The 14132-nt window shown below is 63.6% G+C and carries 14 protein-coding genes; 9 read left to right on the top strand and 5 right to left on the bottom strand.

The features are described from left to right. Positions 1 to 57: 57 nt before the first annotated feature. The 3 genes from XH98_RS00335 to XH98_RS00325 are packed head-to-tail and all read left to right on the top strand — an operon-like array spanning position 58 to position 3074. The gene (locus XH98_RS00335) at positions 58 to 1194 is read left to right on the top strand and encodes an ABC transporter permease (protein WP_271617416.1); all 1137 of its coding nucleotides are present in this window, start codon (positions 58 to 60) and stop codon (positions 1192 to 1194) included. Between the two features lie 2 nt (positions 1195 to 1196). Continuing rightward, a complete protein-coding gene (locus tag XH98_RS00330) occupies positions 1197 to 1967 on the top strand; it encodes an ABC transporter ATP-binding protein (RefSeq protein WP_057749517.1) in 771 nt (256 codons plus the stop codon). 3 nt (positions 1968 to 1970) lie between these two features. Beyond that, complete coding sequence (locus XH98_RS00325) at positions 1971 to 3074, top strand: ABC-type transport auxiliary lipoprotein family protein (protein ID WP_271617415.1); 1104 nt, start codon at positions 1971 to 1973, stop codon at positions 3072 to 3074. 11 nt (positions 3075 to 3085) lie between these two features. On the opposite strand, the gene XH98_RS00320 is transcribed toward XH98_RS00325, so the two are convergent. Further along, positions 3086 to 3403 carry a c-type cytochrome gene (locus XH98_RS00320; RefSeq protein WP_271617414.1) on the bottom strand — a complete coding sequence of 106 codons (318 nt, stop codon included), beginning with the start codon at positions 3401 to 3403 and terminating at the stop codon, positions 3086 to 3088. Between the two features lie 150 nt (positions 3404 to 3553). On the opposite strand from XH98_RS00320, the gene XH98_RS00315 reads away from it, so the two are divergent. From XH98_RS00315 to XH98_RS00290, 6 genes are all read left to right on the top strand, one after another. Continuing rightward, positions 3554 to 4267, top strand: a complete 714-nt coding sequence (locus tag XH98_RS00315) for a helix-turn-helix domain-containing protein (RefSeq protein ID WP_333931517.1) — start codon at positions 3554 to 3556, stop codon at positions 4265 to 4267. A gap of 491 nt (positions 4268 to 4758) precedes the next feature. Beyond that, positions 4759 to 5487 carry a Crp/Fnr family transcriptional regulator gene (locus XH98_RS00310; protein WP_057749508.1) on the top strand — a complete coding sequence of 243 codons (729 nt, stop codon included), beginning with the start codon at positions 4759 to 4761 and terminating at the stop codon, positions 5485 to 5487. A gap of 574 nt (positions 5488 to 6061) precedes the next feature. Next, complete coding sequence (locus XH98_RS00305; protein ID WP_271617413.1) at positions 6062 to 7033, top strand: TRAP transporter substrate-binding protein; 972 nt, start codon at positions 6062 to 6064, stop codon at positions 7031 to 7033. Between the two features lie 66 nt (positions 7034 to 7099). Next, entirely contained in the window at positions 7100 to 7645 is a 546-nt protein-coding gene (locus XH98_RS00300; RefSeq protein WP_271617412.1) for a TRAP transporter small permease, read from the top strand. Further along, a complete protein-coding gene (locus XH98_RS00295) occupies positions 7636 to 8928 on the top strand; it encodes a TRAP transporter large permease (RefSeq protein ID WP_271617411.1) in 1293 nt (430 codons plus the stop codon). Before XH98_RS00300 ends, XH98_RS00295 begins: the two co-directional genes overlap by 10 nt. Positions 8929 to 9006: 78 nt before the next feature. Then, entirely contained in the window at positions 9007 to 9813 is an 807-nt protein-coding gene (locus tag XH98_RS00290; RefSeq protein WP_271617410.1) for an SDR family NAD(P)-dependent oxidoreductase, read from the top strand. 9 nt (positions 9814 to 9822) lie between these two features. Here the strand turns inward: XH98_RS00290 and XH98_RS00285 are convergent, their stop codons facing one another. From XH98_RS00285 to XH98_RS00270, 4 genes are read right to left on the bottom strand one after another with little or no spacing between them, the layout of a single operon-like run. After that, complete coding sequence (locus tag XH98_RS00285; protein WP_271617409.1) at positions 9823 to 10521, bottom strand: molybdate ABC transporter substrate-binding protein; 699 nt, start codon at positions 10519 to 10521, stop codon at positions 9823 to 9825. Continuing rightward, positions 10518 to 12647 carry a xanthine dehydrogenase family protein molybdopterin-binding subunit gene (locus XH98_RS00280; protein WP_271617408.1) on the bottom strand — a complete coding sequence of 710 codons (2130 nt, stop codon included), beginning with the start codon at positions 12645 to 12647 and terminating at the stop codon, positions 10518 to 10520. The genes XH98_RS00285 and XH98_RS00280 overlap by 4 nt, the downstream gene beginning before the upstream one ends. Beyond that, on the bottom strand, positions 12644 to 13114 hold the full coding sequence (locus tag XH98_RS00275; RefSeq protein WP_271617407.1) for a (2Fe-2S)-binding protein: 471 nt from the start codon (positions 13112 to 13114) through the stop codon (positions 12644 to 12646). Before XH98_RS00275 ends, XH98_RS00280 begins: the two co-directional genes overlap by 4 nt. A 12-nt stretch (positions 13115 to 13126) precedes the next feature. Beyond that, positions 13127 to 14101 carry a tripartite tricarboxylate transporter substrate binding protein gene (locus tag XH98_RS00270; protein ID WP_271617406.1) on the bottom strand — a complete coding sequence of 325 codons (975 nt, stop codon included), beginning with the start codon at positions 14099 to 14101 and terminating at the stop codon, positions 13127 to 13129. Between the last annotated feature and the right edge of the window lie 31 nt (positions 14102 to 14132).

Below are 14132 nucleotides of genomic sequence, written 5' to 3'. Positions count from 1 at the left end.
TTGCTGGTCTAGAAATAGCAGCTCAATGGGACCAAATCGTCCCGATGAGGTGGAAGCGTGAACCCAGAACCGCTGTTGCTGGCGACGTCGTCTGGCGATGTGCTGAAATTGCGCCCGGAAGGGCCCTGGACTGCGTCGAATGTGACGACGCTCGAGACTTTGTCCCGCTCGGTCGACGCAGAGGTCCATCGATCAAGAGCCGTGACGCTGGACATGTCGGGAATCAGCGCCCTCGATACGCTCGGGGCCTGGATTCTGGAGAAGTTGTCGCGCAAAGCCACCTCATCCGGCAGGCCAGCCGAGATCATGGGCGTGGCCGATCATTTCAGTGGCCTGCTGGAGGAGGTGCGGCAGGTCAATCGTCACACGCCGCCGCCGGCGGCCGCCTCCAACCCGGTTCTGCTCAGGCTGAACGACCTCGGCAAGGCCACGATCGGTGCGCGTGAAGATATTGCGATCTTTCTGCAAATGCTGGGCGCCCTGTTCATGGCGGTGGCCGGCGTCTTGCGGCGGCCCCACTCGCTGCGGCTGACGTCGCTGGTCTATCAGCTCAACCGGATCGGGTTGCAGGCGATTCCAATCGTCATACTGATCACTTTCCTGATCGGCGCCATCATTGCCCAGCAGGGATTCTTTCATTTCCGCAGGTTCGGTGCGGAGTCCTACACAGTCGACATGGTCGGCATCCTCGTCTTGCGCGAGCTTGGCGTGCTGATCGTCGCCATCATGGTCGCTGGACGTTCGGGAAGCGCCTATACGGCCGAGCTTGGCTCGATGAAAATGCGCGAAGAGATCGACGCGCTCTCCACCATGGGGCTAGATCCCGTCGACGTCCTGATCTTGCCGCGCGTGGCTGCCCTCGTCATCGCGCTGCCCATTCTCGCCTTCATTGGATCGATGGCCGCGCTCTATGGCGGCGGTCTGGTTGCGCAATTCTACGGCGACATGGGGCCTGCGATCTACATCGCGCGGCTGCATGAAGCCATTTCCGTCACCCATTTCGAGGTCGGGATCCTGAAAGCGCCGTTCATGGCCCTGGTCATCGGGATCGTCGCCTGCAGCGAAGGATTGCGCGTGAAGGGTAGCGCGGAATCCCTTGGTCGACAGACGACGACATCGGTGGTCAAGTCGATCTTCCTGGTGATCGTGCTGGACGGCCTATTCGCGATCTTCTTCGCTTCGATCGGAATGTGACGATGCCCGAGCCGCAAGCAGAGTTCGCGATCCGGGTCCGTGACCTCGTCGTTGGTTTCGGCCGTCAGACCGTGCTCGACCATCTATCGCTCGATGTCCGCTGCGGCGAGATTCTTGGACTGGTGGGCGCATCTGGCGGCGGCAAGTCGGTGCTGATGCGTACCATCATCGGTCTTATCCCGCGTCGCAGCGGCACCATCGAAGTCATGGGGCAGACGATTGGTGCCCCGCATGATCGCAGCCGCGCAGCGACATGGGGCATTCTGTTCCAGCAGGGGGCGCTGTTCTCTTCGCTGACCGTCAGGCAGAATGTACAATTTCCGCTTCGCGAAAATCTTGTGTTGTCACAGGAGCTGATGGACGAGATCGCGATCGCCAAGCTCGAGATGGTTGGGTTACGCGCGCAGGATGGCGACAAATATCCTTCCGAACTGTCGGGCGGAATGACCAAACGCGTGGCGCTGGCGCGCGCGCTCGCGCTCGATCCACCGATCCTCTTCCTCGACGAGCCGACGTCCGGCCTCGACCCGATCGCCGCGGGCGATTTCGATGCGCTGATCCGGACGTTGCAAAAAACCCTCGGGCTCACTGTCTTCATGGTCACCCATGATCTCGCAAGCCTTACCACGGTCTGCGACCGCGTCGCCGCGCTTGCCGATGGCAAGATCGTGGCGATCGGCCCCATGCGCGACCTCCTGCAATCCGAGCATCCCTGGGTGCGGGCCTATTTCCACGGCAAGCGCTCGCAGATGCTGCAACCACAGATGAGATGATACATGGAAACCCGCGCTCCCTACGTGCTGATCGGCACCTTCGTGCTGGCCGCGATCCTCGCGGTATTCGGCTTCGTCTATTGGCTGAACAACAGCGGTGGCATCGGGCCGCGCGCGAACTACCAAGTACAGTTCCAGGGGCCGGTGCCAGGCCTTCTGGTCGGTGCCGGCGTCCTGTTCAATGGCATCCGCGTCGGTGAGGTAACCCAGCTCGGCCTTGCACCCGACAATCCGCGCTTCGTCAACGCGACGATCTCGGTCGCTTCGGCAACGCCGGTGCGCACCGACACCAAGGTCGGGCTCGATTTCCAGGGGCTGACGGGCGTGCCGGTGGTGACGCTGGAGGGCGGCATGACCGCCGCGAGGTCTGGCGACCCTCTGACTTTGATCGCCGAGGCCGGCGCGGGCCAGAGCATGACGCAGGCGGCGCGCGAGGCGCTGCGACGCGTCGATTCCGTGCTTGAGGACAATTCCGGCCCACTCAAGGACACCATCGCCAATTTCAAGACGTTCTCGGATGGCCTTGCGCGCAACACGGGTAAGATTGACGGCATCCTGGCGGGCCTCGAGAAAATGACCGGCGGCGGCGCGCCTGCACAGAAGATCACTTATGATCTCCGCACGCCACAAGATCTCGGAGGTGCCGGCAAGACGCTCTCGGCATCGCTGGCCATTCCCGAGCCGACCGCTGTCGCGATGCTACAGACCCAGCGCATGCTGTTCTCGCCGGTTGGCGATATCAAAGGCTTCGCCGACTTCCTCTGGGCCGACAGCATTCCAAAGCTGGTGCAGGCGCGGCTGATCGACAGCTTCGAGAATTACGATATTGCGCACGCCCCGCTGCGAACGACAGAGTTGGGGCAGGCGGAATATCAGCTTCTGATCGACATCAGACGTTTCCGCATTGCCACGGACGGCGAGCCGCGGGTCGAGATTGGACTATCGGCACGGATCGTCGACAAGAATGGCAAGGTGATCGCATCCCGCCTGATCGAGACCAGCGAGAACCTCGACAAGGTCGAGCCGGCCGCCGCGGTCACAGCGTTCGACGCAGGGTTCGCACGCATCGCCAGGGAACTGATCGGCTGGACGGTCCAGGCGGTGTGATGCTTCCAAAGCTACTCGAGCGTCTTGAGATAGGACAGGAGGTCGTGGATCTGGTCGGGCTCGAGCTCGAAAGCGGGCATGTCGGCGTGGCCGGTATAGATACCTTCAGCGAGTGCTTCCTCGAGGGAATCGATCGCGTAGCGCCGGTGCAAGGTCCTGAACGGCGGTGCGATCTTGAGCGGGCTTTCGGAACGACGGTCGATCGCGTGGCAGCGCGCGCAATTGGCGCGCGCATAGGCCTTGCCGCGTTGTTCGGCGGTCTGCGCGGCGAGCGCGGGGGTGATCAGGAGCAGCGCAATCAGGCCGTAGCGCAGCGCGGCGTGCAGCATGGAAATCGGTCCCGTTGAATTCTCGGCGCAGAGTAGGGCGGGGACGTGCGTCAAATTTGATCTGGGTCAATCGGCTTTGGCGGGGTGCAGTAAAATGCACTTGGCGCGGTTTCTGTCGGTCGCGGAGATTCGATGACGCCTGGGCGATGGATGAAGGCTTCCGTGACGATGATTGAGCCAAACGATCATTTTTGCAGCGACTGCGCGGTCCGCGGCATCGCGGTTTGTGCGTCGCTGGACCCGGCCGAGCTCGGGGAGTTCGAGCATCTCGGGCGCCGCGTTCATTTCGGTGCCGGAGAGACGGTGTTTTCCGAGGAGGATATCACGACCTCGTTCTACAACCTCCTCGAAGGCGTGATGCGGCTCTACAAGCTGCTCCCTGACGGTCGCCGGCAGATTGTGGGCTTTGCCTTGCCCGGCGATTTCCTGGGGATGAACCTGTCCGGCCGCCACAATTTTTCGGCCGATGCGATTGGTGCCGTGACCGTGTGCCAATTCGCCAAGATGGCTTTTGGCCGCTTCATGGAGGACCGGCCGCATCTGCTCAAGCGCATCAACGAGCTGGCGATTCGCGAGCTGAGCCAGGCGCGTGACCACATGGTCCTGCTCGGCCGTCGCTCGGCAGATGAAAAGGTCGCGACCTTTCTGCTCGGCTGGCGGGAGCGACTGGTCCCGCTGAAGGGCTCGTCGAATATTGTCCCCTTGCCGATGAGCCGGCAGGACATTGCGGACTACCTTGGCCTGACCATCGAAACCGTCAGCCGCACCTTCACCAAGCTGGAACGGCACGGTGCGATCGAGATCATCCATGGCGGAATCAGCCTGCGCGACCCCGCCCGGATCGAAGCCTTGGCAGCGGCCTGAATCCCGACACGACCTGGCTTGGCCCTCGCTGATTTTTGATCCGGATCAATGACGGCAGTCGCGCCTCGCCAATAATGCCCCCACAACAAGGTCCGGGAGGGAATGATGCCGACTGACGCGCTGCTTGTGACCATGGCCGTGGTGGCCGTTTTTGTGGCATTTGCCTGGGCGCTGGCTTGGGCGGACCGACAGACGAGTGCTCGCAGGCTCGGTTCGGACACAAAGCGCTGAAGTTCCCAAGATTATTTTGATGCGCCTTCCGCGGCAGCTATCCGCCATTCCGCCGTGACCCGGCCTGATCGCGATCTGCTTTCGTTGCAACTCTGCATGGTGTGAATTGCATCGACGCATCCTGCGGGTGCGTATTTGGTGGGCGCCACCGCGACATTTTAGCGGCACTTGCCTCAAACTGTCCCGTGCTTTCCGGTTGAAAAGACAGGCAACACTGACTACGCAGGAACTCCAGCGCTCGCAGTCTTAGGAGTCCCGGCGTGCCTCAGGACAAGACCGGCGACCCCCGGCACTCGTCGGGTAACAAACTGTCGGTCCTGCGCAAGCATCCGATCTTCGCGGATCTTGAGCCGGACGCGCTCGATCAACTGTGCCGCTATGCCAAGCACACCACGGTCAAGCGCGGCGCGACGATCGCCGCGAAGGGCGATCCCGGAAACAATCTGTTCGCGGTGATCACGGGAACGGTGAAAATTTCTTCCTCGTCGCCCGATGGCCGGAACGCCATTCTCAACCTGATCGGTCCGGGGGAGATCTTCGGCGAGATCGCGGTGCTCGATGGTGCGCCACGGTCGGCCGATGCGACCGCCAACACCAATTGCGAACTCTACATCATCGATCGCCGCGACTTCCTCCCCTTCGTGAAGAGTCAGCCGGCGCTGGCAATGAAATTCATCGAATTGCTCTGCGCGCGGCTGCGCTGGACCAGCCAACAGGTCGAGCAGGTGATCCTGCAGAATCTGCCGGGCCGGCTCGCGAGCGCATTGCTCGGTCTTACCGAGGAGCGCAAGCTCGATTCCGGCAGTGGCACCCTCGCGATCACCCAGCAGGAGATCAGTGAAATGGTGGGGATGACGCGCGAGAGCATCAACAAGCAATTGCGCGCATGGGCGGGCCGCAACTGGGTCCGCCTTGAGCACGGCGCCATCGTCGTGCTCGACACCGATGCACTGCGAGAGTTGGCCGAGAGCGGCCTCGACGGCGAGTGATCTTGCCGGTCTAGCCGCCGATGATCGCGACTGCCGCCGGGTGCGGGGGTATTTCGTAAAAGCAGAATTATGTTCCGATTGTCCTGCCGGGTGCCGTCTGGCGGATCAATGCAAGTCCAGCATCGATCGATGCCGCATTTGGCTTGGACTCAGAATGTCGCCCGCCCTAGGGACGACGTTGGCGGTATCACGCCGATGGGGCGCGTTCATAATAGACGAGGCGATCGTCTCGCCCAAACTCCAAGCCGCAACCAATAGCGGTCGAGCACAAAGCAGAGGAACGTCTATGGATACGATGAGCATCGTTACCGCGCATCCGGCATTGGCCGACGGCGCGGCTCGATTGCCGGGGAGCCGGCACCTGCCGCACGGGTCCCCTGCAGGAGCGGGCGCGATGAGCCCCGCACGGTCGCAGGCAGAGATCGTTAACCAGCCAGATTTACTCGACCCCGCCGCGCTATCCTACGAAGGTGGTGCAGTTGTACGCTTGACTTCACACCTGAAGTGGAGCGACGCAAGGCGGTCTGTAGCACCAGCCCAACGACGACATAATCAACTCAGGAGGAAAGCCCAGATGAAGACACTCATCGGTATCGTCGCAGCCGCTACACTGGCTGTCTCGGCGCCGTTCGCGACTGCACGCGATTTCCGCTCGGCCGACGTCCATCCGGCCGACTATCCGACCGTCGAAGCTGTCAAGTTCATGGGCAAGCAGCTTGCGACCGCGAGCGGCGGCAAGCTCGGCGTCAAGGTATTTCCGAACGGGGCCTTGGGCTCCGAGAAGGACACCATCGAGCAGCTCAAGATCGGCGCGCTCGACATGATGCGGATCAACGCATCGCCGTTGAACAACTTCGTGCCGGAAACCGTCGCCCTGTGCCTGCCCTTCGTCTTCCGCGACACGCAGCATATGCGCACCGTTCTCGACGGGCCGATCGGCGACGAGATCCTTGCGGCCATGGAGCCTGCGGGGTTGATCGGCCTCGCTTACTATGACAGCGGCGCCCGTTCGATTTACACCGTCAAGGCACCGATCAAGTCGCTGGCCGACGTCAAGGGCCTGAAGATTCGCGTCCAGCAATCGGACCTCTGGGTCGGCATGATCCAGAGCCTCGGCGCCAATCCGACACCGATGCCGTATGGCGAGGTCTACACCGCGCTCAAGACCGGCCTGGTCGACGCTGCCGAGAACAACTGGCCCTCCTACGAGTCCTCGCGTCATTTCGAGGCTGCCAAATTCTATAACGTCACCGAGCACTCGCTGGCGCCTGAGGTCCTCGTGATGTCCAAGAAGGTCTGGGATACGCTGAGCAAGGAGGATCAGGCGATGGTCCGCAAGGCGGCGAAGGAATCGGTGCCGGTCATGCGCAAGCTCTGGGACGAGCGCGAGCAGGCGTCCCGCAAGACCGTCGAAGCCGCCGGCGTTCAGGTCGTCACGGTCGCGAACAAGCAGGAGTTTGTCGACGCGATGAAGCCGGTGTACCAGAAGTTCGCCGGTGACGAGAAGCTCCAGAGCCTCGTCAAGCGCATCCAGGACACCAAGTAAAAGCACGAGGGGACCAGATCCGGCGCTGCGCCTGCGCGGCGCCGGATCCTGACAAGGAGGGGCGGGATGACAGACCCACACGTCGCAGACAATGAGCAGGAGGCGGGCCGTCCGTCCACCAGTTTGCTGTCGCGGATCAATGCGCCTATCGCCCGTGCAGGCATGTATCTGTCCGTGAGCGGGTTGCTCGTCATCGTCACCATCGTGTTCTACCAGGTGTTCGGACGCTACGTGCTCAACTCCAGCCCAACCTGGACCGAAAACCTCGCGCTCGTCCTGATCCTCTATGTCACGCTGATCGGCGCCGCCGTCGGCGTGCGCGATGCCGGACATATCGGCATGGACAGTCTCTTGGTGATGCTTCCGGATCACCTGCGAGAGAAGGTCGAGCTCGTGATCCACGTCCTGGTGGGTCTGTTCGGTGTTGCCATGGCCTACAACGGCTGGATCCTCGGCGCGTCGGTCGGGACGGTGCATATCCCCAATCTCGGTTTCCCTGAGGTCGTTCGCTACGTGCCGCTGGTCGCCTCCGGCATCCTGATCGTCTCCTTTTCAATCGAGCACATCATCGCTCTCCTGCGCGGCGAAGAGGTCGTCCCCTCATGGAACTGATTATTCTCGGCGCCACGTTCTTCGGCTTTCTGGTTCTGGGCGTACCGGTCGCCTTCGCGATCGGCCTCTCGGCGATCTGCACCATCCTCTACGAAGGCCTGCCCGTTGCCGTCATCTTCCAGCAGATGATGTCGGGAATGAATATCTTCTCGTTCCTTGCCATTCCGTTCTTCGTCTTCAGCGGTGAGTTGATGCTCCATGGCGGCGTTGCCGACAAGATCGTGCAGCTCGCCAAAAATCTCGTCGGCCACATCCGCGGAGGCCTCGGCATGTCGAACGTGGTCGCCTGCACGCTGTTCGGCGGTGTCTCCGGCTCGCCCGTGGCCGACGTGTCGGCGATGGGCGCGGTGATGATCCCGATGATGAAGAAGGAGGGGTTCGACACCGACTACGCCGTCAACGTCACCACGCATGCCTCGCTCGTCGGCGCCTTGATGCCGACCAGTCACAACATGATCATTTATGCGCTCGCCGCCGGCGGCAAGGTCTCGATTGGGGCGCTGATCGCAGCGGGCCTGCTGCCGGCGCTGGTGCTGATGATTTGTATGCTGGTCGCCGCTTACGCGGTTGCAGTGAAGCGCGGCTATCCCGCCGGCAAGTTCCCCGGCTGGACCGAAGTGGTCCGCTCGTTTGCGGCCGCTTTGCCCGGCCTTCTGATCGTCGGCATCATCCTGACGGGTATCTTGTCGGGGGTTTTCACGGCAACTGAATCCGCCGCCGTCGCTGTCACCTATACGATCGTGCTGACGTTCTTCATCTACCGAACCATGACCTGGAGTAACTTCCTGCATGCGGCGGCCAAGGCGGTGAAGACCACGGGCGTGGTGCTGCTGTTGATCGGCGTCTCCACCATGTTCCAGTACCTGATGGGCCTCTATGAAGTCGCCGATTTCGCCGGCGAGCTGATGAGCAAAGTGTCCACGCAGCCCTGGATGATCTTGCTGCTCATCAACATCATCCTGTTCCTGCTTGGCACCTTCATGGACATGGCGGCGACCATCCTGATCTGCACCCCGATCTTCCTGCCGATCGCGATGAAGGCGGGCATGGATCCGGTGCAGTTCGGCATGCTGATGCTGATCAACTGCGCCCTGGGGCTGAACACTCCGCCGGTCGGAACCACGCAGTTCGTCGGCTGCGCCATTGGCGGCATCTCGGTAGGCGCGGTGATGCGCACCATCCTGCCGTTCTACGCGGCCCTGATCGCCGCGCTGATGTTCGTGACCTACGTCCCGGCCTTCTCGCTGTGGCTGCCTCGTCTGCTGATGGGGTACAAAGGATAGCTGTCGTGCGTCCGCCGGCGTTGGCCGGCGAACCGCGCTTGCGATAGTTTGCGTCACAGCAACAGGGAGAATCTGTCCGTGACTGATTATCGCAAGCTCTTCGATCTCACCGGCAAGACCGCCGTGGTGCTTGGCGCCGCATCAGGCATCGGCAAATCGTCGGCCGAGGCGATGGCCGGGCTCGGCGCCCGCGTTGTCTGCGCCGATCGCGCGCTTGACGCGGCAGAGGCGACGGCTGCGGGCATTCGCGACACGGGTGGCTGGGCCGAGGCGGCAAACTGCGATGCTTCGAGCGCTATTGACGTCAATGCGCTCGCCAAGTTCGTGATGCAGAAATTTTCCCGGCTCGACATCGCGGTGACGACGCCCGGGCTCAACATCCGCAAGACCATCCTCGACTACACCGAGGAGGATCTCGACCGCGTCCTCAACCTCAACATCAAGGGCACGGTCTGGTTCTTCCAGGCATTCGGTCGCATCATGGTCGAGCAGAAGGGCGGCAGCATCATTGCCTGCTCCTCGGTGCGTGCGGTGACCATCGAGCCGGGCCTTGGGATCTACGGCTCGACCAAGGCGGCGATCGGTTTGCTGGTGAAGGGCTTTGCCTCCGAGGTCGGCCATGCCGGCGTGCGCGTCAACGCGATTGCACCGAGCATCGTCGAGACTGCGCTGACCAGCCCGTTCAAGCAGCGGCCCGACATCTACAATCTCTATGCCGGCCACACCGTGTTCAACCGCTGGAGCAGCGCCGACGAAGTCGCCACGGCCGTTGCCTATCTCGCCTCGGATGCCGCGAGCTATGTCAGCGGCGGCACGCTGTTCGTCGACGGCGGCTGGACCGGGATCGACGGGCCGCCGACCGGTCTCACCCAGCTGCACAAATAAGCTCCGTTTCTAGCTCGCAAAACCCATGCGCTGGCGCAGATCTTTCTGGTCTGCGCCGGTCAGCAGCGCGATCAGCGCCGCCGCTTCCTTCGGATGCACCGCCTGCGCGGCGATGCCGGCCGTGTACATCGTCACCAGCTCGCATCCCGGCGGCAGCGGACCCGATAGCGCAATGCCGTCGGTCGCGATGATCTCGGTCGCCTGCGTGCATCCGATCGGCCGCGCGGCGGTGGACGTCGCCAGCTCGCACATCGCCGTTGCGCCGTTCGGAAATATCCTCAGGCGCGACGTGACCTCATAGGCGATGCCGAGCTGATCCAGGACTTTTGCAACGTGTCGGCCCGCGGTGGAGGCCTTGGTATCAGGAACGTAGATGGCGTCAGCGGACCGCAGGACGTCGCGCAAATCGGCCTCCGTCTTCACGGTCACCTTGGGGTCGCGGCTGCGGACCGCCAACGCGGTCTCGACCCGGCCGACATCGGAGATCGAGGAGGGCGCCACAAGCTTCTCCGCGGCGAGCTTAGCAAGCAGAGCCTGTGTCAGGATCACGAGGTCCGCAGGTGTGCTTGCGCGCAGCTTATCGGCCATCACGCCGACCGCGCCGAATTCGCCGTCGATGCCAAAGCCGGTCTGCGCCTTGAAAGCCTCGGCAAGGCCGCGCACCAGCCCCTGCGCCGCACCGCCGCTCAATATGTTCACTGTCGTCACGATGCAAGCTCCATGGCCGCGATGATCCTGTCGCGCGTGATCGGAAGGTCGCGCACGCGCACGCCGAGGCAATCGTGAACCGCATTCGCGATCGCTGCCGTCACCGGGCCGTGTGCGGCCTCGCCGGCGCCGGCCGGCTCGATGTCCGGCCGCTGGATGATCTCGACATCCACGGCCGGGACCTCGCTGAAGGTGAGGATCGGGTAGTCCGCCCACGAGGTCGAGGTAATGTGGGTCGGATCGAAGCGGACGCGCTCCTTCAGCACCCAGCTCGTCGCCTGGATCGCGCCGCCTTCGATCTGATTGATGACGCCATCAGGATTGATGGCCTCGCCGACGTCGATCGCAAGCGTCAGCCGTCTCACGCGGATGTCGTCGCTGCCCTCGATCTCGGCAATCGCCGCGCAATAAGCGCCGGTGTTCTTGTAGCGGGCAAAGCCGACGCCGTAGCCGATGCCGGATTGCTTCTGCGGTTTCCAGCCTGCGCGACGTGCGACGGCGCGGATGACCTCACGGGCCCGCTGGTCGCGGAGATGTCGCAGGCGGAGTGCGATCGGGTCTTCGCCGCGCAGGATCGCGATCTCGTCGAGCAGGGATTCGATTGCGAACACGTTGCCCTGCGCGCCGAGAGTCCGCAGCGACGAGGTGCGCACCGGCATGGTCAACAGCCGATGGCTGGTAATGGTCCAGGCCGGAAAGTCGTAGAGCGGGACGGAGTTGCGATCCCCGCCGCCGCCATTGGCGGGCGGCGGATTCGTCGAGATCAGGCGTGGATAGGGATTGGCGATCTCGCTTGCCGCCAACAGTGCGGGCTGGGCCGCGCGTCCAGGCCGCGCTGTATGGCCGTTGCTCCAGATCGCATGGCGCCAGCCCACGATCTCGTTGTCGGCATCGAGATGGGCTTCGATCTCGATGGCCATCGCGGCACCAAACGGCGCGTGGAACATCTCGTCGTGGCGCGACCACTGCACCCGCACCGGACGGCCACTGGCGGCTCTTGCCAGCAGCGCGGCATCGAGCGCGACGTCGTCGGCGGCATTGTGCCCATAGCAGCCGGCGCCTTCCATGTGCTCGACGACGATGTTTTCGGCCGGCAGCTTGAGCACGATCGCGAGGTCAGCGCGGAGCAGATAGACGCCCTGGCTGTGCGTCCAGACATGGACACGGTCGCCGTCCCAACGCGCCATCGCGCAGGACGGCGCGATCGAGGCATGCGCGATGTAAGGGCGGGTATATTGCCGGCGGAGCGTACGTGCAGCTTTTGTCGTAGCCGCCGTCCTGGTGTCGATGATTGTCGTCTCGATCGGTTGGCTTCTCAGGAAACCAGCCAGATCGTTCTCATCCGGGAGCGGCTCCCCCGGCGACCATGTCGCGCCCTTGCGCAGGGCTTTCAGCGCGGCTTCAGCCGCAGCCTCGCTGTCGGCGACGACGCCGGCAAAGCCGCCGTCGCGGACGATCGCGATGAGTCCGGAAACGCTGCGCGCCCGCGCCTCGTCGATCCCGATCAACCTGGCGCCCGAGACATCCGGCCGCAGCGCGCGCCCGTGCACCAGCGATGGCAGCGCATGATCATGGATGAAGCGCGGCCGCGCGAATACCTTGTCGGGAATGTCGACGCGGTGGATGGAATGCCCGGCGACCCTGCGCGCAGCAGCGGACTTGGTGACAGCGCCCGCCGTCGCATCGTGATCGAGCGAGATGTCGCCTGCAAGCTCCCAGTAGCTGGTCGCGACATTGCCGGGGCCGGAGATCATGCCATCCTCGACACCGAGCTGCGCCGCATCGACGCCGAGACGTTCCGACGCTGCTGCGAGAAACCGCAGGCGCGCCTCGGCACAGGCGTGGCGCAGTGCGCGGCCGGATTGCTGGATCGACAGGCTGCCGGAGGTGACACCTTCGTTCGGGCTCGCGGCCGTCGAGGCGCGGATCATCTCGATACGGCCGATCTCGACGTCGAGCTCGTCCGCCGCGATTTGCGCCAGCGCCGTGACGATGCCCTGGCCGATTTCGACCTTGCCGGGTGAGATCGCGACGCGGCCTTCGGCGGTGAACCGCACCCAGGACGACAGTCTTGGGTTGGCGGCAAGGCTCTGCGGCAGTTTCGGGCCGGGCGGTGGCGCGCTCATGATGTCGCCATTTCCGATGCCGCGCGCAGCACGGCGCGGACCATGCGGTTATGCGACCCGCAGCGACACAAATTGCGATCGAGCGCCGCTCTGACCTCCGCTTCCGTCGGCGATGGATTGCCGTTCAGCAGCGCTGCCGCGCTGATCAGGATGCCCGGGACGCAATAGCCGCATTGCATCGCCTGTTCGGAGATGAAGGCGCGCTGTAGCGGATGCGGTTGCTCGGCCGTGCCGAGGCCCTCCAACGTGACGACGTCCCTGTCAGCCACGGACCACATCGGCATGTCGCAGGATGTCATCGCCTGGCCGTCGACCATCACGCAACAGGCTCCGCATTCGCCGGCGCCGCAGCCGAAATGCGCACCGGTGATGCCAAGCGGGCCACGCAGCACATCGAGCAGCGTCTGGTCCGGATCGGCATCGACTGCCACCGTCGCGCCGTTGAGCTGGAATTGAATGGTGGGCATGACCTGCTAGCCTCAGGACTTGTTGAACTTCTTGACGACATCGGCCCATTTCGCGATGTCGCCGCGCAGGAATTTTGCGAACTCCTCTGCTGTCATCGACATCGGCACGGCACCTTGCTCCTTCCAGAGCTTGACGATATCGGGCCGCGTCACCATTGCGTTCACGGCTGAGTTGAGCTTCTCGATGACGCCCTTGGGCGTGCCTGCTGGGGCCATCAGGCCGAGCCAGATCGTCGCTTCGTAGCCGGGAAGGCCGGCTTCGCCGGCGGTCGGCACGTTCGGCAGCACCGCGGAGCGCTGCTGGCCAGTGGTCGCGAGTGCGCGGACCTGTTTCTCGCCAATGTTCTGTGCCATCGCCGGCACCGCGTCGATCATCATCTGGACCTGGCCGCCGATCACGCCGCTGCGGGCCTCGCCGCTGTTGCGGTAGGGAACGTGGACGACGTCGGTGCCGGCCATGGCTTTGAACAGCTCGCCGGCCATGTGATAGGGCGTGCCCTGCCCGGAGGAGGCGTAGTTCAATTTGCCGGGCTGCGCCTTGGCGAGAGCGATGAACTCGGCAAGCGTCTGCACCGGGACTTGCGGGTTCACCACAATGACGAGATCGGAAGAGTTCACCGGCGCGATCGGTGCGAGATCGCGCATCAGATCGTATTTGCGCTGCTCGGCCGTCAGCAGCGATTCATTCGCGGTCTGGGTGTTGGACATCATCAGCAAGGTGTAGCCGTCGGCCGGCGACTTCGCGGCCTCGACGGTGCCGATGACGCCGCCCGCGCCGGTGCGGTTCTCGACCACGAAGGGCTGGCCGAAGCGCTCCTGCAGCGCCTGGCCGATCAGCCGGGCTGCGACGTCAGCCGGTCCGCCCGCGCCGAACGGCACGACGATGCGGACCGCGTGGGCGGGATAATCCTGCGCCGGGGACGGGCTTGCGAAGAATGCGGCGAGCAAGCCGGCGGCCAGCGCCAGCGAAGTGTGTCGGGCCGTCACACCCACCTCCCTGAACTCGCTTTCGTTTGAT

The sequence above is a fragment of the Bradyrhizobium sp. CCBAU 51745 genome (assembly GCF_028128715.1).
Classification (GTDB): Bacteria; Pseudomonadota; Alphaproteobacteria; order Rhizobiales; family Xanthobacteraceae; genus Bradyrhizobium; species Bradyrhizobium manausense.
This window is presented reverse-complemented; position numbering and strand designations above follow the sequence as displayed.